General features: G+C 73.3%; 19 protein-coding genes. 12 read left to right on the top strand and 7 right to left on the bottom strand.

Annotated features, from left to right (window positions below; all coding sequences use genetic code 11):
* Positions 1-151: 151 nt before the first annotated feature.
* Genes AB0L33_RS25690 through AB0L33_RS25680 form a run of 3 tightly spaced genes read right to left on the bottom strand, consistent with a single transcriptional unit; the run spans position 152 to position 3,619 of the window.
* Positions 152-763 carry a TetR/AcrR family transcriptional regulator gene (locus tag AB0L33_RS25690; RefSeq protein WP_365685173.1) on the bottom strand — a complete coding sequence of 204 codons (612 nt, stop codon included), beginning with the start codon at positions 761-763 and terminating at the stop codon, positions 152-154.
* 29 nt (positions 764-792) lie between these two features.
* Positions 793-2,880 carry a YhgE/Pip domain-containing protein gene (locus AB0L33_RS25685; RefSeq protein WP_365685171.1) on the bottom strand — a complete coding sequence of 696 codons (2,088 nt, stop codon included), beginning with the start codon at positions 2,878-2,880 and terminating at the stop codon, positions 793-795.
* On the bottom strand, positions 2,852-3,619 hold the full coding sequence (locus AB0L33_RS25680) for an ATP-binding cassette domain-containing protein (RefSeq protein ID WP_365685169.1): 768 nt from the start codon (positions 3,617-3,619) through the stop codon (positions 2,852-2,854). The genes AB0L33_RS25685 and AB0L33_RS25680 overlap by 29 nt, the downstream gene beginning before the upstream one ends.
* 179 nt (positions 3,620-3,798) lie before the next feature.
* Between AB0L33_RS25680 and AB0L33_RS25675 the strand changes: the two genes are divergently transcribed.
* The 3 genes from AB0L33_RS25675 (at position 3,799) to AB0L33_RS25665 (ending at position 5,859) form a co-directional block, all read left to right on the top strand.
* On the top strand, positions 3,799-4,326 hold the full coding sequence (locus AB0L33_RS25675; protein ID WP_365685168.1) for an SAV_6107 family HEPN domain-containing protein: 528 nt from the start codon (positions 3,799-3,801) through the stop codon (positions 4,324-4,326).
* Positions 4,327-4,423: 97 nt separating this feature from the next.
* Entirely contained in the window at positions 4,424-5,182 is a 759-nt protein-coding gene (locus tag AB0L33_RS25670) for a methyltransferase (RefSeq protein ID WP_365685166.1), read from the top strand.
* A gap of 281 nt (positions 5,183-5,463) precedes the next feature.
* On the top strand, positions 5,464-5,859 hold the full coding sequence (locus AB0L33_RS25665; RefSeq protein ID WP_365685164.1) for a DUF3040 domain-containing protein: 396 nt from the start codon (positions 5,464-5,466) through the stop codon (positions 5,857-5,859).
* A 675-nt stretch (positions 5,860-6,534) separates the two neighbouring features.
* Here the strand turns inward: AB0L33_RS25665 and AB0L33_RS25660 are convergent.
* From AB0L33_RS25660 to AB0L33_RS25645, 4 genes are all read right to left on the bottom strand, one after another.
* Entirely contained in the window at positions 6,535-8,949 is a 2,415-nt protein-coding gene (locus tag AB0L33_RS25660; protein WP_365685163.1) for a DUF3488 and transglutaminase-like domain-containing protein, read from the bottom strand.
* A 10-nt stretch (positions 8,950-8,959) separates the two neighbouring features.
* Positions 8,960-10,330, bottom strand: coding sequence for a DUF58 domain-containing protein (locus AB0L33_RS25655; RefSeq protein ID WP_365685161.1), 1,371 nt, complete (start codon positions 10,328-10,330; stop codon positions 8,960-8,962).
* Entirely contained in the window at positions 10,330-11,379 is a 1,050-nt protein-coding gene (locus tag AB0L33_RS25650) for a MoxR family ATPase (RefSeq protein WP_365685159.1), read from the bottom strand. Before AB0L33_RS25650 ends, AB0L33_RS25655 begins: the two co-directional genes overlap by 1 nt.
* Before the next feature lie 258 nt (positions 11,380-11,637).
* Positions 11,638-12,168 (bottom strand): carbonic anhydrase, encoded by a 531-nt coding sequence (locus AB0L33_RS25645; protein WP_365685157.1) that lies wholly within the window; start codon positions 12,166-12,168, stop codon positions 11,638-11,640.
* 378 nt (positions 12,169-12,546) lie between these two features.
* Between AB0L33_RS25645 and rsmH the strand changes: the two genes are divergently transcribed.
* From rsmH to murG, 9 genes are all read left to right on the top strand, one after another.
* Complete coding sequence (rsmH, locus tag AB0L33_RS25640; protein ID WP_018104446.1) at positions 12,547-13,512, top strand: 16S rRNA (cytosine(1402)-N(4))-methyltransferase RsmH; 966 nt, start codon at positions 12,547-12,549, stop codon at positions 13,510-13,512.
* Positions 13,513-13,606: 94 nt separating this feature from the next.
* Positions 13,607-14,065 carry a cell division protein FtsL gene (locus tag AB0L33_RS25635; protein ID WP_365685303.1) on the top strand — a complete coding sequence of 153 codons (459 nt, stop codon included), beginning with the start codon at positions 13,607-13,609 and terminating at the stop codon, positions 14,063-14,065.
* Between the two features lie 4 nt (positions 14,066-14,069).
* Complete coding sequence (locus tag AB0L33_RS25630; RefSeq protein WP_365685156.1) at positions 14,070-16,043, top strand: penicillin-binding protein 2; 1,974 nt, start codon at positions 14,070-14,072, stop codon at positions 16,041-16,043.
* A 17-nt stretch (positions 16,044-16,060) separates the two neighbouring features.
* Entirely contained in the window at positions 16,061-17,779 is a 1,719-nt protein-coding gene (locus AB0L33_RS25625) for a UDP-N-acetylmuramoyl-L-alanyl-D-glutamate--2,6-diaminopimelate ligase (protein WP_365685154.1), read from the top strand.
* Between the two features lie 4 nt (positions 17,780-17,783).
* Positions 17,784-19,190, top strand: a complete 1,407-nt coding sequence (gene murF / locus AB0L33_RS25620; RefSeq protein WP_365685152.1) for a UDP-N-acetylmuramoyl-tripeptide--D-alanyl-D-alanine ligase — start codon at positions 17,784-17,786, stop codon at positions 19,188-19,190.
* Positions 19,187-20,257, top strand: a complete 1,071-nt coding sequence (gene mraY, locus AB0L33_RS25615; RefSeq protein WP_093709222.1) for a phospho-N-acetylmuramoyl-pentapeptide-transferase — start codon at positions 19,187-19,189, stop codon at positions 20,255-20,257. Before murF ends, mraY begins: the two co-directional genes overlap by 4 nt.
* Positions 20,254-21,681, top strand: coding sequence for a UDP-N-acetylmuramoyl-L-alanine--D-glutamate ligase (gene murD / locus AB0L33_RS25610; protein ID WP_365685302.1), 1,428 nt, complete (start codon positions 20,254-20,256; stop codon positions 21,679-21,681). The genes mraY and murD overlap by 4 nt, the downstream gene beginning before the upstream one ends.
* A 49-nt stretch (positions 21,682-21,730) precedes the next feature.
* A complete protein-coding gene (gene ftsW / locus AB0L33_RS25605; RefSeq protein ID WP_365685150.1) occupies positions 21,731-23,065 on the top strand; it encodes a putative lipid II flippase FtsW in 1,335 nt (444 codons plus the stop codon).
* A gap of 6 nt (positions 23,066-23,071) precedes the next feature.
* On the top strand, positions 23,072-24,166 hold the full coding sequence (murG, locus tag AB0L33_RS25600; protein WP_018104454.1) for an undecaprenyldiphospho-muramoylpentapeptide beta-N-acetylglucosaminyltransferase: 1,095 nt from the start codon (positions 23,072-23,074) through the stop codon (positions 24,164-24,166).
* The last annotated feature ends 39 nt before the right edge of the window (positions 24,167-24,205 follow it).

Genomic DNA, 24,205 nt, shown 5'->3' with positions numbered 1-24,205 from the left:
AACGGGGGTGCGCGGCGGAGGACTTCGGGACCACGGGGGACACGGGTCACGGGGGACGGTCCTCCGGCAGCACGGAAGGCGCCGGTCGGGCGGGCTCGGGGGACGGGCCGCGCGCGACCGGCGCCTTCGTGCGTACGGGAGCGGGCCGCCCTCAGCGCCCGCTGACGCGGCCGCGCAGCAGCAGGGACAGCGCCGAGTGCACGTCGTCGATCGAGCGCTCCGGCTGGAACGCCTGCCAGTCCAGCGCCGCCACCAGCACCATCCCGACGAGCGCCGCCGCCGTCAGCGGCACGTCGATCTCCTCGCTCAGTTCCCCGCTCGCCACGCCCTCCGCGATGACGCCCTCCACCACGGCGACCGCCTCCCGGCGCACCACCAGCAGCGTGGACTGCCAGGCGCGGTTGGTGCGCCAGAGTTCGGCCACGTACAGCTGGGTGAAGGCCGGGTAGCGGTCGATGAAGACCAGACCGGCCCGGATCATGGCGTCCAGCGCCTCGACCCGGCTGCCGCCGCGGGCGCCGGTCTCCTCGGCCGCCGCGCGCAGCGAGGAGGTGAGCAGCCCGACGCCGTGGCGCAGCAGCTCCTCGAAGAGCTCGGTCTTGCTCTTGAAGTTGTAGTAGACGGTGCCCTTGGCGACCCCGGCCCGGTCGGCGATCTCGTCCACCGTGGTCGCCGAGAAGCCCTTCTCGGCGATGAGGGTGACGGCCGCTTCGTAGAGCCTCTGCCGGGTGGCCTGGCGGCGCGTGCTGCTACTGCTTTCCATGGCCCTGATTCTCACAGGTCCCGGCACGGTCACAGACTCAGCTCGGGATGCAGCCGCTCCAGTGTCCACATCTGCTTGCGGCGGGCCGACAGGGCGGTCAGCGCGAGCGCCCCGGCGGTGAAGGCGGCGAGCACCGCGCAGCCCTGCCAGACCGGGCCGAGCCCGCCGCCCGTGATGAGCCGGCGCAGCCCCTCCACGATGTAGCTCATCGGCAGGTACGGGTGGATGGCGTTGAAGAAGCCGGGACTGGTCTGTACGGGGTAGGTGCCGCCGGCCGAGGTCAGCTGGAGCATCAGCAGCGCGAGGACGAGGATGCGCCCGGCCGCGCCGAAGCAGGCGTTCAGCCACTGCACGATCGCCACGAAGCAGCAGGTGACCAGCGCCAGGAAGCCGAGCGTCCCGGCGGTGTGCGCCATGTCCAGGCCGGGGCCCCAGTGCAGGACGGACATCAGCGCGGCCGTCTGGAGCAGCCCGACCCCGGCCACCGGCAGCCAGCCCGCGAGGGCGATCCGCCAGGCCGGTGCCCCGGCGGCCAGGGCCCGCCTGCTGAGCGGCTGGATCAGCATGTACGCCACCATCGCGCCGACCCAGAGGGAGAGCGGGATGAAGTAGGGCGCGAAGCCCGTGCCGTAGTTCGGGGCGGAGTGCAGCGACTGCGAGGCCAGGCGTACGGGGTCGGCCATGACCTCCGTACGGGCGTCGCGGTCCTTCTTCCCGTAGTCGGGGATCTTGTCGACGCCGTCGCCGAGGCCCCGGGCGAGCGTGGCGGAGCCGTCCTTGAGGCGCACCAGCCCCTTGTCCAGGCTGTTGGCGCCCTTCTTGAGCCTGCCGACGCCCGTGTCCAGGTCGGACGAGCCGGTCTTCGCCGTGCCCAGTCCTGTGTGCAGCCGGTCCGCGCCGGTGGCGACCTTGTGCGCGCCGGTGTTCAGCGCGTTGATCTTCTTGACCGCGGCTTCCAGGTCCTCGTCCAGGTGCGGGGAGCGCGCGGCGAGTCCGTTCGCCTGCCGCTCCAGCGTGGTCAGCTGGGTGCGCAGCTTCTTCAGGTCCCCGTTCTGGTTCTTGACCAGGGCGTTCACGTCGTCGGCCACGGCGGCGACGTCGGCCGCCGCCGTCACGGCCCGCTTCAGCGGCGGGCAGACGGTGGGGTCGGGGACCGGCTGCTCCTCGCAGCGGGTGCGCTGGACGTCGGCGAGGTCGGTGGCGGCGGTGTGCGCGGCGGTGGCGGCGGTGGGCGCCGCCTTCACGAGCAGGTCCAGGTTGTCCCGTACGGTCTTCGACGCGTCGGCGACCAGCCGGGCGGTGTCGCCGATGGCCTTCCCGTTGTCCTTCAGGAACGGGCGCACGTCGGCGGCGACCCCGTTGACCTTGTCGGCGAGGAGCTGGGTGCCGTCGGCGACCTGGCGCGAGCCGGTCTCCAGGTCGCCCGCGCCCTTGTCGAGCTTCACGATCCCGCCGGACAGCTTGCTGCTGCCCTTCTTCGCGTCCTTCAGTCCGTCCGCGAGGTCCTTCGAGCCCTTCTTCGCCATGCCCGCCCCGTCCTTGAGGTCGGCCGCGCCCTCGGCGGCCTTCGCCGTTCGGTCGTGCAGGTCGGAGAAGCTGATGAAGATCCGGTCGAGGAACCCGCGCGAGGCGTTGGCGGAGGCGGCCGTGCGGACCTCGGAGAACACCGTCCGGGATATCTGCCCGACGATGTAGTTGTTCGCGTCGTTGGTACGCACCTGGAGCGCGCCGGTCTCGGGGGAGTCACCGGCGCTGGACGCGATGCGCGCGCTGAAGTCCGCGGGCATGCGCAGCGAGAGGTAGTACGTGCCGTTCTCGAGACCCCGGTCGGCCTCCTCGGCGCTCACTTCGTGCCAGTCGAAGGTCTTGGACTCCAGGAGCTTGCCGGCGATCCGGTCCCCGGCCGCGAGGCGCTTGCCGTCGGCGGTGGCGCCCTTGTCGTCGTTGACCAGGGCGACCGGGATGCGGTCCAGGCGCCCGTACGGGTCCCAGAAGGACCACAGGTACAGCGCGCCGTAGAGCAGGGGGAGCAGCAGGAGCGCGGCGAGGGCGGCGCGCGGCAGCCGCCCCCTTCCGAAGCGCCTCAGCTCAAGCGCGGCCAGTCTCGGCGAACGCATCGGCCGGTTCCTCCTCGTGCGTGGTGGCTTCGGTGGTCCGCGGGGCGGCGCCCGTGCGGACGGTGACGGCGTCGTCCGGGGCCTCGCTGCAGACGGCCAGGACCGTGGTACCGGCGGCGGCCACGGAGCGCAGCAGCCCCCACACCTCGGCCCGCTCGGCGTCGGACAGCTTCAGGTCGGTGTCGTCCACCGCGAGCAGCCGGGGCCGGCCCATCAGCGCGAGGGCCACGGACAGCCGCAGCGCCTCGGTCCGCTCCAGATCCCGTGCGGCGGTGCGCTCGGCCTTGGGCAGCGTGGCGGGGTCGAGTCCGGCGGCGTCCAGAGCGGCGTCGATCCGGGCCCGGGCGGCGGCGGCCCGCTTCCGGGGGCGGTGCAGCAGGGCGCGCGGGGAGCCGTCGTAGCGGCGCAGGAGCAGGGCCCGCTCGCGCAGGTGCTCGGCGACCGTGAACGCCGGGTCCAGCTCGCTGACACCGGGCACCGGACCCAGGGCCGCGACGCGGCGGACGGCGGCGGCCCGGCGCGGCAGGGCGAGACCGGCCGTCGCGGCCTCGCCCTCGGTGGGGCGCATGCGGCCGGTGAGGGCGAGCAGCAGACAGGTGCGGCCCGAGCCGGACGGGCCCTCGACGGCGATCAGGGCGCCGGGCTCCGCGTGGAGGTCCACGCCCCGGAAGGCCCAGCCGCGCGGCCCTTCGAGCCCCAGGTTCCCGGCGGTGACGGCCGCCCCGTGCGGCATCTCCACGCACCCACCCCTTGTGTCGAAACGATTATTTGAACTGACTGGTCAGTCCAAAAAGTAGCCCGAACTTGCGATCGAAGCAAAAGACCAGGTCAGGGGCGTGCCGGGGTGGATTGTCAGTGGGGGCCGTCACGATGGATACAGACGGCCACAGAGCCGTCACCGAGACAGGAGGTTCTGTCATGGCCCACTCGTCCGCAGCCGCCGCCCCGCGACGCCGCGCAGACGGCCCTGCTCCCTCACCGACCGGCCCGGCCCGCGATGTCCACCCCGTCGTACGGCGCACCACCGCACCGCCCGCCGCCCTCGATCTCCTCACCCAGGCCCGCGCGGGCCTGGACGAGGCAGCTGTCCTCTCCGTGCCCAACGAGCGGTACGCCACCGCACACCTCGCCGCCCTGCGCACCGCGGCCGCCGTCCTCGCCGCGCGGGCCCGCCCCGAGCCCGCGCGGCGGCGCAGGGAGCCGATCCGCAGCGCCTGGGAGATCCTTCCGGAGCTGGCCCCCGAGCTCGCCGAGTGGAGCGCCCTCTTCGCCTCCGGCGCCGCCCGGCGGGCCCGCGCCGAGGCGGGCATACCCGGCGCGGCCAGCCGGCGGCAGGCCGACGACCTGCTGCGCGACGCCGCGATGTTCCTCCGCCTCGTGGAACGGCTGCTCGTCCTCCAGCCGGTGCTGCCGCAGCCGCGCGAGGAGCGGCCCGACGCGGGGTGACCGCGTGGGCGGCGCCAGGCCATAGGGTGGGCGGTACCTGTTACCTGCGCTGTTCACGCTCCGCCCCCGGGCGGCCCGTGCCGAGGAGTCAACTGCCGTGTCGGACCCGCTGCGCCCCCGTGCCTCCCTCCGTACCGCCGTGGTCTGGGAGGTCCTGAAGGACGCCCTCGACCGCCGGGTCAAGGCGACCGGCCGGGACGCCCTGGACGTACTGGACACCGGCGGCGGCACCGGCAACTTCGCGGTGCCCGCCGCCCGTCTCGGCCACCGGGTCACCGTGGTCGACCCCAGCCCCAACGCGCTCTTCGCGCTGGAGCGCCGCGCCGCCGAGGCCGGGGTCGCCGACCGGGTGCACGGCGTGCAGGGCGACATCCTCGGCCTGTTCGACGTGGTCGAGCGCGAGGGCTACGACGCGGTGCTCTGCCACGGCGTCCTGGAGTACGTGGACGACCCCGCCGAGGGCGTACGGCACGCGGTGGAGGCCCTCCGTCCGGCCGGGGCGCTGAGCCTGCTCGCCGCCGGGCTCGGCGGCGCCGTCCTGGCCCGCGCGCTGGCCGGACACTTCAACGAGGCGCGGCACGCGCTGGGCGACCCGGAGGGACGGTGGGGCGACGGGGACCCGATGCCCCGGCGGTACACGGCCGAGCAGCTGGCCGAGCTGGTCACCGCCGCCGACGTCGAGGTGAGCGCCGTGCACGGGGTACGGGTCTTCGCCGACCTCGTCCCCGGGGTCCTGGTGGACACCGAGCCGGGCGCGATGGACGCCCTGCTCCGCCTGGAGGCCGCCGCCGCCGAACTGCCCGCGTTCCACTCCGTGGCCACCCAGCTGCACGTCCTGGGCACCAAGCGGGGCTGAACCCCCCGGGGGTTACCGTCGGGAGCGCGGCTGATCAGCGACGCAGCGGCAGACGGAGTACGCACCGACCGCCCCGTTCGGCGCTCCGGCCCCGTATGATCGGGGGACACCATCCGGCATGACGGATCGGAGGTTGGGGAATCAACTCAGCAGCTGAGCCGTCGTGGCGGCCCGGACTGGCTGTTTGGCAATGAGGGCGGGTTTCACGGGGGCGACTCCCCGCCTATCCTGGAAGGGCCGCATACCGGCCGCCCCCCGCGGCCGACGACGAGGAGGACTCCGTGCCGCTCTCGGAGCACGAGCAGCGAATGCTCGAGCAAATGGAGCGAGCGCTGTACGCCGAAGATCCCAAGTTCGCGACAGCGCTCGAGGGAAGTGGGCTGCGTACGTACACCCGGCGACGGGTCTACCAGGCGGTCGCTGGCTTTCTGGTGGGTATCGCGCTCCTCATGGCCGGAATGGTCGCCCAGCAGATCTGGATCAGCGTGGTGGGCTTCCTCGTCATGCTGGGCTGCGCGGTGCTCGCGGTCACGGGATGGCGCAAGGCGCCCAAGCCGGGCGAACAGCAGTCGGTGCGCACCGGTGGCGCGGGTGGGAGGCAGTCCCGCCAACGCCGGTCCGTGATGAACCGGATCGAACAGCGGTGGCAGCGTCGCCGCGACGAGCAGGGCCAGTAACCACACAACGCTTCAGCTGAAGGGGCGGCCGCGACCACGCGGCCGCCCCTTCACGCGTGGGCCTTGGGCGGCCGGCATCCGTGCGGGGCGGCCTGGCGGCCGCAGTCCCGGCGCCCGCACCGCGGCTGCGGGCGGGGAAGGTGCCCCGGACCGACCGGCCGCGGGGTCCTCGGCCGGATGTGCTCTTCCCGGGCGGGCTCCCTTGGGCCCGAGTGCCCCAGACGCGCGCCCCTGGGCGGGGCTCCCCGGGCGGGCCCCCGGGGGGGCTTCCCGGGCGGGCTCCCGCCCTTGGCCCGAGCGCCCCGGCCCGGCTGGCTGCGGCGGCCCCGGCCGAGGGCGCATCCGCCCGGCCCCTGGCCCCGGCGGGCTCTCCCGTCCGGGCCGCGCCCGGCCCCCTGGCCCCGGCGGGCGTTCCTACCCGGGCGCCGCGGGTGGCCCCTGGCCCCGGCGGGCGTTCCTACCCGGGCGCCGCGGGTGGCCCCTGGCCCCGGCGGGCGTTCCTACCCGGGCGCCGCGGGCGGCCCCTGGCCCCGGCGGGCTCTCCCACCCGCGCGCCACGGGCGGCCCCTGGCCCCAGCGGGCCCCCATCCGGGCCGCGGACGGCCCCCCGGGCCCCGGCGGGCCGTCCCACCCGGGCCACGGCGTCCCGCACACCCGGGCCGCAGGCGGCCCCCCTCAGTTCTCCTGGCGGGTCGGGCGGCGGGTCCACGTGGGGCGGGGTGGCAGGCGGAAGCGGGCGGTCAGGGCCGTCCGGCGCTTCGACAAGGCCCAGGCCACCCGTACGGACGAGCGGGGGGCCAGGAGCGCGCGGAGGCGGGCCGGGCGGCCGGCCGACAGGCCCAGACCGGCTCGTACCGCCCGCGCGTCCTCGGCGAGGCCCGACGCCGGGCGCGGCTCGCGGGCGTAGAGCGCCTGCTCCACCGCCCCCGCGACCCGGTGCACCGCGTCCGCCGCCTCCGTGTCCAGCCGGCCCAGCAGCACCAGCCGCTCGGCGGTGCGGCGCGGAGTCAGCGCCTCGTCCGGGGGAATGCCGTGGTCCCACGCAGTGTCGGTGACCTCCCGCCACACCGCCAGGGTCCGCGCGGTCGCGTCGGCGGGGGCACGGCCACCCGAGGAACCCAGGCGGCGGGCCCGCGCCCGCAGCCGCCAGAACATCGGCAACAGGGGCAGCACCAGGACGAGCACCACCGCGGCGGCCACGCCCAGCACCGTGCCCGTCGGCGTCCCCGGGTCCGTCGGCGCGGCCACGCCGGGCGCCGCCGACTGCCCGCACTCGCCCTGCCTGCGCATCTGCGCCGGGCAGCTCTCCGACGCGGACGGCGTGGCCGCGACCGGCGCCGACGCGTCCGCCTCCGGCCGGGCCGGGTCCGCCGTGTCACCGGTCGGCGCGTCGGGCAGCGTGTACGACGGGACGGAGCCCCGCGTCGGCGTCGGCTCGAAGCGCGTCCAGCCGATCCCCTCGAAGTACAGCTCCGGCCAGGCGTGCGCGTCGCGCAGACCGACCGAGTACGAACCGTCCGGCTGCGCGCTGCCCGGTGTGAAGCCCACCGCGACCCTGGCCGGGATGCCCAGCGTGCGGGCCATCGCCGCCATCGTGAACGAGAAGTGGACGCAGAAGCCCCGCTTGTCCTTCAGGAAGCGGGCGATCGCCGCGCTGCCCGTACCGGAGTCGACCGAGGTGTCGTAGGTGAACCCGCCGCCGGTGGAGAAGTAGTCCTGGAGCTTCACCGCCCGCTCATAGGAGTTGGCGGCCCCCTTCGTGATCTCGTCCGCCGTCCGCGCGACCACCGTCGGCAGTGAGTCGGGCACCTGCGTGTACTCGCGCATCAGCTCCGGCGGCACCGCGCCCGCGCGGGCGAGCTGGTCGGACGTCGGCTGCACGTCGAGGCTCGTCACCGTGTACTGCGCGCCGCCGGTCGTCTCCCCGTCGTCACCGACGAGGGTGCGGCCCTCCGGCTCGAAGCGCCACCGGCCGCCGACCCGCACCTCGGACGCCGGGTAGGGCAGCGGCAGATACGTCTGCTTGTAGGAGGCCGACGCCGAGACGGTCGACCTGATCTCCGTGACCGCGACGGACGAGGAGAGACCCGGCGGGGCCGGCAGTTGCTTCGGCACGTCCTGGAGCCGGCGCGTCGAGGCGCGCCACTCGTTCCCGTTGAACTGGTCCAGGGCCAGGATGCGCAGATAGAAGTCGCCCGGACTGCTCGCGCTGGTGCGGTACGTCATCACCTGCCGGTTCTCCGGCTGGTTGAGATTGTCCTGGAGCGAGACCAGCGGGTTCACCGCGGAGATCGTGCCGCCCCCGCGCCCCTTGCCGCCCCCGCCGCCCGCACCGCCCAGCAGCCCGCCGTCGAGCCCGGGCAGCGCCGCGGGCACCACCAGCGCGACCCCCAGGGCCACCGCCCCGATCCGGCGCCCCGTGCGCACCGGGGCCAGCGCCTGTCCGCCGCCCGTGGTGTCGAGCCCGGCGGACGAAGCACCCCGGGGCCGCGCGGCCCCCGCGAAGACCCGCCCCCACTGGGAGAGCCGGTCACGCCCCTCGGCCAGCAGGAGCAGCAGATAGCCGGAGGCGGCCAGGAGGAACCACAGCCAGCCCGCACTGCCCTCCGCCAGCCCGGCGGCCACCGAATACAGCGCCAGCAGGGGCAGCCCGGCCGGCGCGGCGCTGCGGAACGTCACCGCCAGCGTGTCCACCAGCAGCCCGACCAGCAGGACACCGCCCACCAGCATCAGCCGGATGCCCGGCGTCGCCGGCGCCGGGATCGCGTACTGCCCGACGTCGTCCCCGCCGGCCGTCAGCAGGTCCACGAGGTGCCGCACGGCCTGCGGTCCGGGCAGCACGCCCGCCACCGCCTGCTCCCGGGCGAACGCCACGGTCAGCAGCACCACCATGACCAGCGCCTGGGCCGCGGCCGTCAGCAGCCGGGGCAACGGCACCCGGCGGCCCAGCACCCCCACCCCGCACTGCACGGCCAGCAGGAACGCCCCCTGCACGATCCAGCTCACCGGGTCCACCAGCGGCAGCATCGAACAGGACGCCATCAGCGTCGCCGCGAAGGCGGCCAGCGCCAGCCTGCCCCGACCGCTCATGACCGCCCCCTCATGACCAACCCCCGAATCCCGCGGGACCGGCCGTTCCGCCGGACCCGGCCACCGCACCGTGCCGGCCCGCCAGCTGCCACAGCTCGGCCAGCCGCGCGCCGGGCTCCACCGGCACCACCGTCCACCCCGCCTCGCGCAGCAGCCGCAGCCGCCGCTCCGCCGCCTCCCTGGTGGCGGGCGATTCGCCGTTCACCCAGGCGGCACTGTCCAGCACGAAGGCCACGGCCCCGCCGCTGCGCTGCCGCATCCGGGCGGCCATGCCGGTCTGCTCCTCGTCCAGATCGCCGAGGAAGGCGATCAGCAGCCCCTCGTCACCCCCGCGCAGCGCGTCATGGGCGCGGGAGAGGCCCCCGCCGTCGGAGTGCCCGATCTCCGCGAGGGTGTCCAGCATCAGCCCCGCCGCGTCCGCGGCGGCCTGGGTCGCGCCGGCGAACCCGCCCTCGCCCTCGCCCGCCCCCGCGCTCCCCGCGTCGGTCAGCAACCGGACCGCGAAGCCCCGCTCCAGCATGTGCACCAGCGCGGACGCCGCCCCGGAGACGGCCCACTCGAACGCGGAGTCCGGCCCCGCCCCCCGGTAGGCGGTCCGGCGGGTGTCCAGCAGGACCGTGCACCGGGCGCGCTGCGGCTGCTCCTCGCGGCGCACCATCAGCTCCCCGTAGCGCGCGGTGGACCGCCAGTGGACCCGGCGCAGATCGTCCCCGTGGCGGTAACCGCGCGGGATCACGTCGTCGTCACCGGCCAGCGCCAGGGACCGCTGACGCCCCTCGCCGTACCCGGAGGACTCGCCGGCCAGCGGCACGGGGGACAGCGGTTCGGTGCGGGGCACCACGACCAGGGTGTCGTAGGCGCTGAACGAGCGGGTCAGCTCGCACATGCCGAAGGGGTCGCTCAGCCGCAGTTGCAGCGGGCCGAGCGGATAGCGCCCGCGCAGGTCGGACCGGACCCGGTAGGACACCTCGCGGCGCCCGCCCGCCTCCACCCGGTCCAGCACGAACCGGGGCCGCGGCCCGAGCACGTACGGCACCCGGTCCTGGAGCATCAGCAGCCCCGTGGGCAGCCGCGAGACGTTGTCCATGCGCAGGTGGACGCGGGCCTCGGAGCCCGCCGGGACGCGCGAGGGGGAGAGCCTGCGGGTGCCCGTGACCCGGTAGCGGGTCCGGTAGAGCACCGTCGCGGACACCAGAGGCAGCACGGCGAGCAGCAGACCGACCCGCAGCAGGTCGCCCTGGCCCAGCACGTAGGCGCAGACCGCCGCCGCGATCCCGGCCGCGAGGAAGGACCGCCCACGGGTCGTCAGGCCGCCGAGCGCGGCCCGCACCCCGCCCTTGTCGTCGCCGCCGTCCATCGCGACGGGCTCCGACGCGGCCATCACGGACGCCGCGCGCCGGGCTGCTGCGCTCCGCCGTACGCCTGGCCCGCCGGATAGGCGGCGGCCTGGACGTCGGCACCGCCGGAGGCCGTGGGCACCGGGGTCTGATGGAGGATCTCCCGCACCACCTGCTCGGCGGTGCGGCGGTTGAGCTGGGCCTGTGCGGTGGGCAGCAGCCGGTGGGCGAGCACCGGGACCACCAGGGCCTGCACGTCGTCCGGCAGGCAGTAGTCCCGGCCGGCCAGCGCGGCGGAGGCCTTGGCGGCGCGCAGCAGGTGCAGGGTGGCGCGCGGCGATGCGCCGAGCCGGAGGTCGGGGTGGGTGCGGGTGGCCGCGACGAGCTGGACCGCGTATCTGCGGACGGCCTCGGCGACGTGCACCGCGCGGACCGCTTCGATCAGCTTCACGATGTCGTGCGCGTGCGCCACCGGCTGGAGGTCGTCGAGCGGCGAGAGGCCGCCGTGCACGTCGAGCATCCGGAGCTCGGCCTCGGCGCTGGGATAGCCGATCGACACCCGGGCCATGAACCGGTCGCGCTGGGCCTCGGGCAGCGGATACGTGCCCTCCATCTCCACCGGGTTCTGCGTCGCCACGACCATGAAGGGGTCGGGCAGCTCGTAGGTGTGCCCGTCGATGGTGACCTGGCGCTCCTCCATCGACTCGAGGAGCGCGGACTGGGTCTTCGGCGACGCGCGGTTGATCTCGTCGCCGATCACGACCTGCGCGAAGATCGCGCCGGGCTTGAACTCGAAGTCCCGGCGCTGCTGGTCGTATATGGACACGCCCGTGATGTCCGAGGGCAGCAGGTCGGGCGTGAACTGGATGCGCCGCACCGAGCAGTCGACCGACCGGGCCAGCGCCTTGGCCAGCATGGTCTTGCCCACGCCCGGGACGTCCTCGATCAGGAGGTGCCCCTCGGCGAGCAGCACGGTCAGCGAGAGCCGCACGACCTCGGGTTTGCCCTCGATCACGGCCTCCATCGACCTGCGCACCCGTTCCACGGTGGTGGTCAGATCTGTGAGGCTCGCTCGATCGTCATAGGTCGTCACCCCGGCCCTCCTCGGCCCCGCCCCACGCTCACCAGGAGCAGGGGATTCCCCAGTCACGGGCCGGCGCCCTCGTGCGGCCCGGCCCACCCCGAATTGCGGACACCGCGCCGGACGCGGTCCGGCGGGGTGTCACCCACGCATTCTTGTTGCCGTTACCGCTTCGTGTCACTCGCCCGTGAACAACCAGGGGCGATATGTCGGATTGGGTGAGGATTTCGTCACCGGAAGGTGGCGGTCCGGGGCCATGCGGACCTTCGGTCAGGCGACGGGCAGGACCTCGCGCAGCTTGCCCGTGGTCACGTCGAAGACGAAACCGCGCACGTCGTCGGTGTGCTTCAGGAACGGCGAGGTGCGGGCCCGCTGCATCGACTGCCGCACGTCCTGGTCGGCGTCGGTGTACGCCTCGACGGCCCAGGACGGCCGCTGCCCGACCTCGCGCTCCAGCTCCTGGCGGAAGTCCTCCGTGATCGACTCCATGCCGCAGCCCGTGTGGTGGATCAGGACGATGCTGCGGGTGCCCAGCGCCCGCTGACTGATGGCCAGCGACCGGATGACGTCGTCGGTGACCACGCCGCCCGCGTTGCGGATGGTGTGACAGTCGCCCAGCGAGAGGCCGAGGGCCTTGTGCAGGTCGAGACGGGCGTCCATGCAGGCGACCACGGCGACCTGGAGCACCGGCTTGGCGTCCATGCCGGGGTCCTTGAAGTCTGCTGCGTAATGGCTGTTCGCCTCGACCAGGCGGTCGGTGACGGTGGGGGCGGAGGCGGGGGAGTGCGCGGAAGTCGACATGCTCAAGACGTTAGCCCGCACCCCCCGCCCCCGGGCGAGAGGGAAGCGGACAAAAAACGTCAACAGCGCTTGTTGTGAGGTAATCCACAAGCCCGCCTCCGGCCACCCGTGCGGGTGAACGCGCCACGGCCGACGCGCTGCCGGGTTGATTGATCGGGAATCGATCGAGTGGCAGGGTGGACTAAAGTGACGGGAAGTTACCGACACCCTGCACATTTCGAACTTTTACCCGTGTGCGCGGCGTACGTACGGCCCGGCCCTCTCCCGCTCGCCGGTCGGCTGACGCCCCTTCCCCGGCGCCGGCGGACCTCCCCTTCGCGAGCGGGCGGGGACCAGGCCGTACGTCCCGCCACCCGGGAGCTGAGCCTGAGAGGGCGCATGAGCCAGACCCGACACGTCCCGGTGATGCTCCAGCGATGCCTGGACCTGTTGGCACCGGCTCTGGAGGCCCCGGGCCCGCAGCCTCCCGTGGTCGTCGACTGCACCCTCGGCCTCGGCGGTCACAGCGAGGCCCTGCTCTCCGCCTTCCCCACCGCCCGGCTGATCGCCCTCGACCGGGACAAGGAGGCACTCCGGCTCTCCGGCGAGCGGCTCGCCCCCTACGGCGACCGCGCGACCCTGGTGCACGCCGTCTACGACGAACTGCCCGAGGTGCTCGACCGGCTCGGCATCCCCAAGGTGCAGGGCATCCTCTTCGACCTCGGCGTCTCCTCGATGCAGCTGGACGAGTCCGACCGGGGCTTCGCCTACGCCCGCGACGCACCGCTCGACATGCGCATGGACCAGACGACCGGGGTGAGCGCCGCCGAGGTCCTCAACACCTACCCGCCGGGCGAACTGGTGCGCATCCTGCGCGCGTACGGCGAGGAGAAGCAGGCCAAGCGCATCGTCTCCGCCGTCGTGCGCGAGCGCGAGAAGGAGCCGTTCACCAACAGCGCCCGGCTGGTCGAGCTCATCCGCGAGGCCCTGCCGCAGGCGGCCATGCGCACCGGGGGCAACCCCGCCAAGCGCACCTTCCAGGCCCTGCGCATCGAGGTCAACGGAGAGCTCACCGTCCTGGAGCGGGCCATCCCGGCCGCCGTCGCCGCCCTCGCCGTCGGCGGGCGCATCGCGGTCCTCTCGTACCAGTCCCTGGAGGACCGGCTCGTGAAGCAGGTCCTCGCGGCGGGCGCCGCCAACACCGCCCCGCCCGGCCTGCCCGTCGTCCCCGAGCGCTACCAGCCCCGGCTGAAACTCCTCACCCGGGGCGCCGAACTCCCCACCGAGGAGGAGGTCGCGGAGAACCGCCGCGCCGCCCCCGCCCGGCTGCGCGGCGCCCAGCGCATCCGCGAGGACGAGCGGTGAGCCGGCCGGCGGTCGCGCGGGCCGGGGACGGAGCGGCGCGGTGAGCAAAACGGCCGGGCAGCGGCAAGGACGCGTCGCACGGCTCACCCGGCTCATGCCCGCCGGGCCGAGCACCGCGGCCCGGACCCCGTTCGTCCTGCTGGTCGTGGTGCTCCTCGGCGGCGGCCTGATCACGCTGCTGCTGCTCAACTCCGCGCTCAACGAGGGCTCCTTCGAGCTGAGCGAGCTGAAGAAGCGGACCACCGAACTCACCGACGAGCAGCAGGCGCTCCAGCGCGACGTCGACGCCTCCTTCGAGCCCGACGCCCTGGCGCGCCGCGCCCGTGAGCTCGGCATGGTCCCCGGCGGCAGCCCCGCCTTCCTCGACCCGGACGGCAAGGTCCGGGGCGTCCCGTCCGAGGCCGCCCCGGCCCCGGTCGTCGCGCCCCCGCCGAGCACGCGGGCCCCCGCGTCCACGCCGGCCCCCACCGGCACGGCCGCCGCCACCCCGGCGCCCGGGCCCACGCCCTCCGGCACACCGGCAGCCCAGCCCTCCACGAGCCCCGGCAGGTGACGCAGTGCCCCCCAAGGAACCGCCGCGCCGCCGGGTACCCGGCCCCGCGCGTCCCCGTAACGCCGCCGCGGCACCGGGCCGCCCCCGCCCGCAGCAGCGCCGGCGGCCCCCGTCCGCCGCGCAGCGCGCCCGCTCCCGGCGGCCGTTGCGGCTGGGCAGCCCGCGCCCCCGGCTGCGGCTGGTCAGCCTCGCCCTGACGCTCGTCATGATCGCGTTCGTCGTACGGCTGCTCCAGGTCCAGGCCGTCGACGCGCACGCGTACGCCGCGAAGGCCGAGACGAACCGCTACCTGAGCTACACGGTCGCCGCGGAGCGCGGCGAGATCACCGACCGTAGCGGCATCGCGCTGGCCACCAGCGTGGACGCGTACGACATCACGGCCGATCCCAAGATGTTCACGCCCGCCGACAGCAAGGCGCCCGACGCCCCCCAGCAGGCCGCCGCCCTGCTCGCGCCGATCCTCGGCGTCGACGCGGACGGGCTGGTCAAGAAGCTCTCCAAGCCCAGGAGCCGGTACGCGGTCCTGGCGCGGAGGCAGACCCCGCAGGTCTGGAAGCAGATCAAGGACCTCAAGTCCGTCTTCGCCGAGAAGGCCGCCAAGGACAAGGCGGCCGGCGGGCCCGGCGCCAACGTACTGGCGGGCGTCTTCCAGGAGGCCACCACCAAGCGGGTCTACCCCAACGGCACCCTGGCCGCCGGGATACTGGGTTACGTCAACGCCGAGGGCAAGGGCGCCGGCGGCCTCGAATCCCAGCTCGACAAGGAGCTCGCGGGCGAGGACGGCACCATCAAGTACGCCCAGTCCGGCGGCCGCAGGGTGCCCACCGCGGGCACCAAGGAGGTTCCCGCGGTCCCCGGCTCGGACATCGAGCTGACGATCGACCGCGACATCCAGTGGGCGGCCCAGAAGGCCATCTCCGAACAGGTGACGAAGTCCAGGGCCGACCGCGGTTACGTCATCGTGCAGAACACCCGCACCGGCGAGGTCCTCGCCATGGCCAACGCCCCCGGCTTCGACCCCAACGACCTCTCCCAGGCCGACGCCGCCTCGCTCGGCAACGCGGCCCTCCAGGACGTCTACGAGCCCGGCTCCACCAGCAAGGTGATGTCCATGGCCGCGGTCCTCGAAGAAGGCGCCGCCACGCCCCTCACGCACGTCACGGTCCCCAACCGGCTCCACCGGGGCGACCGCCTCTTCAAGGACGACGTCGACCACGCCACCTGGCAGCTCACGCTCAACGGCGTGCTCGCCAAGTCCAGCAACATCGGCACCATCATGGCCACCGGCCAGCTGGGCAAGACGCAGTCCGAGGCCAACAAGGTCCTGTACTCCTACCTGAGGAAATTCGGCATCGGCTCGCCCACCGGGCTCGACTACCCGGGCGAAACGCCCGGTCTCCTCGCCAAGCCGCAGGACTGGTCCACCTCGCAGCAGTACACGATCCCGTTCGGTCAGGGCCTCTCCCTCAACGCCATGCAGGCCGCGTCGATCTACTCGACCATCGCCAACGGCGGCGTACGCATCCGGCCCACGCTCGTGCGCGGCACGAGGGGCCCGGACGGCCGCTTCACCCCGGCCGAGGCGCCCGAACAGACGCGCGTGGTCAGCGAGAAGACCGCGAAGACCCTCGCCACCATGCTCGAATCGGTGGTCGCCGACCAGGAGGGCACCGGCACCAAGGCCCAGATCCCCGGCTACCGGGTCGCGGGCAAGACCGGCACCGCCAACCGCGTCGACCCGGTGCGCGGCGGTTACCACGGCTACACCGCGTCCTTCGCCGGATTCGCGCCCGCCGACGACCCCCAGGTCACCGTCTACTGCGCGATCCAGAACCCCACCAAGGGAAGCCACTTCGGCGGCCAGACCTGCGGGCCGATCTACAAGCAGGTCATGGAATTCGCCCTCAAGACGCTCCAGACACCCCCGTCCGGCCGCGCGCCGGCCAAGCTGCCGGTGTTCTTCGGAACCGGCGAGTGAACTCGCGGAGACCACCAGTGACAACCATCACCCCCGACCCCGGGAACCGGAACGCAAACGTCCGCTCGCCGGGCCCCTCACTTCGCGAGAGGCGGGGTGAGCCCGGTACGCTCACCGCCGTGCCCCACGCCGAACAGTCCCGAACGACCCAGAAGGACGCACCTGTGAACTACCCGGGAGCGCCTCGCCCGGACCGCCTGCGGCCCACCTCCCTGGTCACGCTGGCAGAGCGGCTCGGACTTGAACCGCCGGGCACCGGCGACATCACCGGCATCACCCACGACTCCCGTGCGGTGCGCCCAGGAGACCTGTACGCGGCCCTGCCGGGCGCCCGCCTGCACGGCGCCGACTTCGCCACCCAGGCGGCCGGTCTCGGCGCCGCGGCCATCCTCACCGACCCCTCCGGCGCCGACCGCGCCCGGGCCACCCGCGTGCCGGTCCTGGTCACCGAGGACCCGCGCGGCCGGATGGGCGAACTCGCCGCCGAGATCTACGGCCACCCCGGCACCAGCCTCCTCCAGGTCGGCATCACCGGTACCTCCGGCAAGACCACCACCGCCTACCTGGTCGAGGGCGGCTTCCGCGGCGCCGGACGCGCCACCGGGCTCATCGGCACGGTGGAGATGCGGATCGGCGACGAGCGCATCAAGTCCGAGCGCACCACGCCCGAAGCCACCGATCTCCAGGCCCTGTTCGCCGTCATGCGCGAACGCGGCGCCGACGCCGTCACCATGGAGGTCTCCAGCCACGCGCTGGTCCTCGGCCGGGTCGACGGCTGCGTCTTCGACGTCGCCGTCTTCAACAACCTCAGCCCGGAGCACATGGAGTTCCACTCCGGCATGGAGGACTACTTCCAGGCCAAGGCCCAGCTGTTCACCCCGCGCCGCAGCAGGCAGGGCGTCGTCAACTACGACGACGAGTACGGCCGCAGGCTCGTCACCGAAGCCTCGGTGCCCATCACGACCTTCTCCGCCGAGGGCCACCCGGACGCCGACTGGCGCGCCGAGGACGTCGTCGTCGGCCAGCTCGGCTCGACCTTCACCGCCGTCGGGCCCAAGGGCGAGCGGGCCACCGCCAAGGCCCCGCTGCCCGGCCCGTTCAACGTCGCCAACACGCTGGCCGCGATCGTCGCGCTCGCCGTCGCCGGCATCGACCCGCAGACCGCGGCGGACGGCATTGCGACCGTGCCCGGGGTGCCGGGCCGGCTGGAGCGGATCGACGCCGGACAGCCCTACCTCGCCCTGGTCGACTACGCGCACAAGACCGACGCCGTCGAGTCCGTGCTGCGGTCCCTGCGCAAGGTGACCAAGGGCCGGCTGCACATCGTCCTCGGCTGCGGCGGCGACCGCGACACCACCAAGCGCGGCCCGATGGGCGCGGCGGCGGCCCGGCTCGCCGACACCGCCGTACTGACCTCCGACAACCCCCGCTCCGAGGACCCCCTGGGCATCCTCGCGGCCATGCTCGCGGGCGCCGCCGAGGTGCCCGTCCACGAGCGCGGCGACGTCCTGGTCGACGCCGACCGCGCCGCGGCCGTCGCAGCCGCGGTGGCCCGGGCCGAGCCAGGCGACACCGTGCTCGTCGCCGGCAAGGGCCACGAGCAGGGCCAGGACGTCCACGGCGTCGTCCGCCCCTTCGACGACCGGGTCGTCCTGCGCGAGGCCATCGAGCGCTCCCTGGGGCACGAAGGCGCCGGACCCCGTGCCTCCCACCACGAGAACAACAGTCAGGGATGACCAAGTGATCGCCCTTTCCCTCGCCGAGATCGCCGAAATCGTCGGCGGGCAGACGCACGACATACCGGATCCGTCGGCCACCGTCAGCGGGCCCGTCGTCATCGACTCCCGCAAGGTGACCCCCGGCAGCCTCTTCGTCGCCTTCGCCGGCGAACGGGCCGACGGCCACGACTACGCCGAGCGCGCCGTCGAGGCGGGCGCGGCCCTCGTCCTGGCCACCCGCCCCGTCGGCGTGCCCGCGATCGTCGTGGACGACGTCGTGGCCGCCCTCGGCGCGCTCTCCCGCGCCGTCGTCGGCCGCCTCGGCGCCACCGTCGTCGCCCTCACCGGCTCCGCGGGCAAGACCTCCACCAAGGACCTCATCGCGCAACTCCTGGAGCGCAAGGGGCCCACCGTCTATCCGGAGGGCAACCTCAACAACGAGATCGGCCTGCCGCTCACCGCGCTGCGCGCCACCGACGAGACCAAGCACCTGGTCCTCGAAATGGGCGCCCGCTACATCGGGGACATCCGCTACCTCACCGGACTCGTCCCGCCGCGCATCGGCCTCGTGCTGAACGTCGGCAGCGCGCACATCGGCGAGTTCGGCGGCAAGGAGCAGATCGCCCAGGCCAAGGGCGAGATGGTCGAATCGCTCCCCGAGGACGGCATCGCTGTGCTCAACGCCGACGACCCCCTCGTACGCGCCATGTCCTCCCGTACCAAGGCCCGCGTCGTCCTCTTCGGCGAGGGCGCGGATGCGGACGTACGGGGTGAAGACGTCCACCTCACCGACGACGGACGCCCCGCGTTCCGCCTCCACACACCCACCGGGTGCAGCGAGGTGACCATGCGCCTGTACGGTGAGCACCACGTGTCGAACGCGCTCGCCGCGGCCGCCGTCGCCCATGAGCTGGGCCTGTCCGCAGACGAGATCGCCGAAGGGCTCTCCGAGGCGGGCACCCTCTCCCGCTGGCGCATGGAGGTCACCGAGCGTCCGGACGGCGTGACGTTCGTCAATGACGCCTACAACGCCAACCCCGAATCCATGAAGGCAGCGCTCCGCGCGCTGGCCGCCATGGGGAAGGGGCGTCGTACGTGGGCGGTGCTCGGCCTGATGGCCGAGCTGGGCGACGCCTCGCTCGCCGAGCACGACGCGGTCGGGCGGCTCGCCGTCCGGCTCAACGTCAGCAAGCTCGTCGCGGTCGGGGGCAGAGAGGCCTCCTGGCTGCAACTGGGCGCATACAACGAGGGTTCGTGGGGTGAGGAGTCGGTGCACGTGTCCGACGCACAGGCTGCCGTCGACCTGTTGCGCAGGGAACTGCGCCCGGGAGACGTGGTGCTGGTGAAGGCGTCCCGGTCGGTCGGCCTCGAGCAGGTCGTCACAGCACTGCTGGAGAACGCGACCGAGGGCGAGGTCGCGGGCCGATGAGGCAGATCCTCTTCGCGGGAGCCATCGGGCTCTTCCTGACCCTGGTCGGCACGCCGCTGCTGATCAAGCTCCTGGCCCGCAAGGGATACGGGCAGTTCATCCGCGACGACGGCCCGCGCACCCACGGGTCCAAGAAGGGCACGCCCACGATGGGCGGCATCGCCTTCATCCTGGCGACGCTCATCGCGTACTTCCTGGCGAAGGTGATCACCGGCGAGGAGATGCGCTTCTCCGGTGTGCTGGTCCTCTTCCTGATGGCCGGCATGGGACTCGTCGGCTTCCTCGACGACTACATCAAGATCGTCAAGCAGCGCTCGCTCGGTCTGCGCGCCAAGGCGAAGATGGCCGGCCAGCTGATAGTCGGGATCGCCTTCGCGGTGCTCTCGCTCCAGTTCGCCGACGCCCGCGGCAACACCCCGGCCTCCGACAAGCTCTCGTTCGTCGAGGACTTCGGCTGGTCGATCGGCCCGGTGCTCTTCGTCGTCTGGGCGCTGTTCATGATCCTCGCCATGTCCAACGGCGTGAACCTGACGGACGGTCTGGACGGCCTGGCCACCGGCGCGTCGGTGATGGTCTTCGGCGCTTACACCTTCATCGGGCTCTGGCAGTTCCAGGAGTCCTGTGCCAACGCCGGCACCCTCACCAACCCGAGCGCCTGTTTCGAAGTGCGGGACCCGCTCGACCTCGCGGTCGTGGCCTCCGCGCTGATGGGCTCCTGCTTCGGCTTCCTGTGGTGGAACACCTCGCCGGCCAAGATCTTCATGGGGGACACCGGCTCGCTCGCCCTCGGCGGCGCGCTCGCCGGCCTCGCGATCTGCTCCCGCACCGAATTCCTGATGGCGGTCCTCGGCGGCCTCTTCGTGATGATCACGATGTCCGTCGTCATCCAGGTCGGTTCGTTCAAGATGACCGGCAAGCGCGTCTTCCGCATGGCGCCGCTCCAGCACCACTTCGAACTCAAGGGGTGGTCCGAAGTCCTTGTCGTGGTCCGCTTCTGGATCATCCAGGGCATGTGCGTCATCGTCGGACTCGGCCTCTTCTACGCAGGATGGGCAGCCAAGAAGTGAGCAACGTGGACTGGCAGGGCAAGCACGTCACGGTCGCCGGGCTCGGGGTCTCCGGAATCCCGGCGGCCCGGGTGCTGCACGGCCTCGGCGCCGTCGTCACCGTGGTCAACGACGGCGACGACGAGCGCTCCCGCGCCCAGGCCGCCGAGCTGGAGGCGCAGGGCATCGCCGTGCGCCTCGGCGACGGCGACACCCTGCCACCGTCCACCGAGCTGATCGTCACCGCCCCCGGCTGGAAGCCCGGCAAGCCGCTGTTCGCCGCGGCCGCCGAGGCGGGCGTCCCGGTCTGGGGCGACGTCGAACTCGCCTGGCGGCTCCGCGGCCAGGACGGCCGCGAGCCCGCTCCCTGGCTCGCGGTCACCGGCACCAACGGCAAGACCACGACCGTACGGATGCTCGCCTCCATCCTGGAGGCCGCCGGGCTGCGCACCGCCGCCGTCGGCAACATCGGCGTCTCCCTGCTGGACGCCGCCCTCGGCGAGGAGACGTACGACGTACTCGCCGTCGAACTCTCCAGCTACCAGCTGCACTGGGCGCCCTCGCTGCGCGCCCACTCCGCCGCCGTGCTCAACCTGGCCCCCGACCACCTCGACTGGCACGGCTCCATGGAGGCGTACGCCGCCGACAAGGGCCGGATCTACGAGGGCAACCGCGTCGCCTGCGTCTACAACGCGGCCGACCCGGCCACCGAGGACCTGGTGCGCGAGGCGGACGTCGAGGAGGGCTGCCGTGCCATCGGCTTCACCCTCGGCACGCCGGGGCCCTCGCAGCTCGGCGTGGTGGACGGCATCATGGTCGACCGGGCGTTCGTGAAGAACCGCCAGAAGCAGGCGCAGGAACTGGCCGAGGTCGCGGACGTGAATCCGCCGGCCCCGCACAACATCGCCAACGCCCTGGCCGCCGCGGCCCTGGCCCGCGCCTTCGGCGTCGAGCCCGCCGCCGTGCGGGACGGGCTGCGGAACTTCCGCCCCGACCCGCACCGCATCGAGCACGTCGCGGACGTGGACGGGGTCGCCTACGTGGACGACTCCAAGGCCACCAACACGCACGCCGCCGAAGCCTCGCTCGCCGCCTACGACTCCATCGTCTGGATCGCCGGCGGTCTGGCCAAGGGCGCCACGTTCGACGAGCTGGTGACCGGCTGCGCCAAGCGGCTGCGGGGCGTCGTGCTCATGGGCGCGGACCGGGCCCTGATCCGCGAAGCCCTCGCGCGACACGCCCCCGAAGTACCGGTCGTCGACCTCGACCGGACCGACACTGGGGCGATGTCCGAGGCGGTCCGCGAAGCCGCGCGGCTCGCCCGGCCGGGAGACACCGTACTGATGGCCCCGGCCTGCGCCTCCATGGACATGTTCGTCAACTACAACAAGCGCGGCGAGGCATTCGCGGACGCCGTCCGCGCACGCGCCGCCGAGAGCGTCTGACGGGCCCGGCCGCCGCGCCCCGGGCACGAGCAGTGGAGGGGACAGGGACATGCCGGCCGAAGAGAGCGTGCGGGTCAGGCCCGCTGCCAAGGCCCGGCGGCCCGCGGTGGTGCGGGCCCGGAGCACCGGCAGCCCCCGCAGCCCGCGCGGCGGCGGAGCACGGCGGCTGTACGAACGGGCGCGGCGGGCCTGGGACCGGCCGCTGACGGCGTACTACGTGATCCTGGGTGCCGGACTGCTGATCACCGTGCTCGGCCTGGTGATGGTCTACTCCGCCTCGATGATCAAGGCGCTGGAGCTCGGCAAACCCGGCACCTACTTCTTCCGCAAGCAGTTCCTGGCGGCCGTGATCGGGGCCGGGCTGATGGCGGCCGCCGCCCGGATGCCCGTGAAGCTGCACCGCGCGCTGTCCTACCCGCTGCTCATGGGCGCCGTCTTCCTGATGGTCCTGGTCCAGGTGCCGGGGATAGGGATGTCGGTCAACGGCAACCGCAACTGGCTCTATCTGGGCGGGCCCTTCCAGCTCCAGCCCAGCGAGTTCGGCAAGCTGGCGCTCGTGCTGTGGGGGGCCGACCTGCTCGCCCGTAAACAGGACAAGCGGCTGCTGACCCAGTGGAAGCACATGCTGGTGCCGCTGGTGCCGGTCGCCTTCATGCTGCTCGGGCTCATCATGCTCGGCGGCGACATGGGCACTGCGATCATTCTCACGGCCATCCTGTTCGGCCTGCTCTGGCTGGCCGGGGCGCCGACCCGGCTCTTCGCCGGAGTGCTGGCCGTCGCCGGCCTCATCGGCTTCCTGCTCATCAAGACCAACCCGAACCGCATGTCCAGGCTGGACTGCATGGGGGCCAGCGAGCCGGGGCCCGGAGGCTCCTGCTGGCAGGCCGTGCACGGCATCTATGCTCTGGCGTCAGGCGGATGGTTCGGTTCCGGCCTCGGTGCGAGTGTGGAAAAATGGGGCCAACTTCCCGAACCGCACACCGACTTCATCTTCGCCATCACCGGGGAGGAACTGGGGCTGGCGGGGACGCTGTCGGTGCTCGCCCTCTTCGCGGCTCTAGGCTATGCGGGTATCCGCGTGGCCGGACGCACGGAGGACCCCTTCGTGAGGTACGCAGCGGGAGGTGTGACCACCTGGATCACGGCGCAGGCCGTGATCAACATCGGTGCGGTGCTCGGCCTGCTGCCGATCGCCGGTGTCCCGCTCCCGCTGTTCTCCTACGGGGGGTCGGCCCTGCTGCCGACCATGTTCGCCGTCGGGCTGCTGATCGCGTTCGCGCGGGACGAGCCCGCCGCGAAGGCGGCCCTGGCCGTGCGGAGGCCCGGGGTGAGATGGAAGACGATGAGACGGCGCGTCAAGAAGCGGCCGTCCGGAGAGCGGTGAAATTCGGTGCATGTCGTACTCGCCGGCGGGGGGACCGCCGGCCACATCGAGCCCGCGCTTGCCCTCGCGGACGCCCTGCGCAGGCAGGACCCGAGCGTGGGGATCACCGCTCTCGGCACGGAGCGCGGACTCGAGACCAGACTCGTACCCGAGCGGGGGTACGAACTGGCGCTGATCCCGGCCGTACCGCTGCCGCGCAAGCCCACCCCCGAACTCATCACCGTCCCGGGCCGGCTGCGCGGCACCATCAAGGCCGCCGAGCAGATCCTGGAACGCACCCGGGCCGACTGCGTGGTCGGCTTCGGCGGATACGTGGCCCTGCCGGGCTATCTCGCCGCCAAGCGCGCGGGCGTCCCGATCGTGGTCCACGAGGCCAACGCCCGCCCCGGCCTGGCGAACAAGATCGGCTCGCGGTACGCGCACGGCGTCGCTGTCTCCACGCCCGACAGCAAGCTGCGCGGCGCCCGCTACATCGGCATCCCGCTCCGCCGCACCATCGCCACCCTCGACCGGGCCCGCGTCCGGCCCGAGGCGCGCGCGGCCTTCGGCCTCGACCCCAACCTGCCGACGCTGCTGGTCTCCGGCGGCTCGCAGGGCGCCCGCCACCTCAACGAGGTGGTACAGCGCGTCGCTCCGCTGCTCCAGCGCTCCGGAATCCAGATCCTGCACGTGGTCGGGCCGAAGAACGAATTGCCGCGCGTGGACAACATGCCCGGGATGCCCCCCTACATCCCGGTACCGTACGTGGACCGGATGGATCTCGCGTACGCCGCGGCCGACATGATGCTCTGTCGCGCGGGCGCGATGACCGTCGCCGAACTCTCCGCCGTCGGACTCCCCGCCGCCTACGTCCCGTTGCCCATCGGCAACGGCGAACAGCGGCTCAACGCCCAGCCGGTGGTCAACGCCGGCGGCGGTCTGCTGGTGGACGACGCCGCGCTCACCCCCGAGTGGGTGCAGGGCAACGTCCTCCCGGTGCTGTCCGATCCGCACCGGTTGTATGAAATGTCCCGGGCCGCCGCCGAGTTCGGCCGCCGGGACGCCGACGATCTGCTGGTCGGCATGGTGTACGAGGCGATTGCCGCACGCCGTAACGCGTGAGGCGGACGGGTCCGGGGGCGGTGGCCCCCGGACCCGGCA

This window comes from Streptomyces sp. NPDC052299, from assembly GCF_040679335.1.
Lineage (GTDB): Bacteria > Actinomycetota > Actinomycetes > Streptomycetales > Streptomycetaceae > Streptomyces.
Note: the sequence above shows the minus strand (reverse complement) of the source record. Positions and strands in the feature narration are given on the sequence as shown.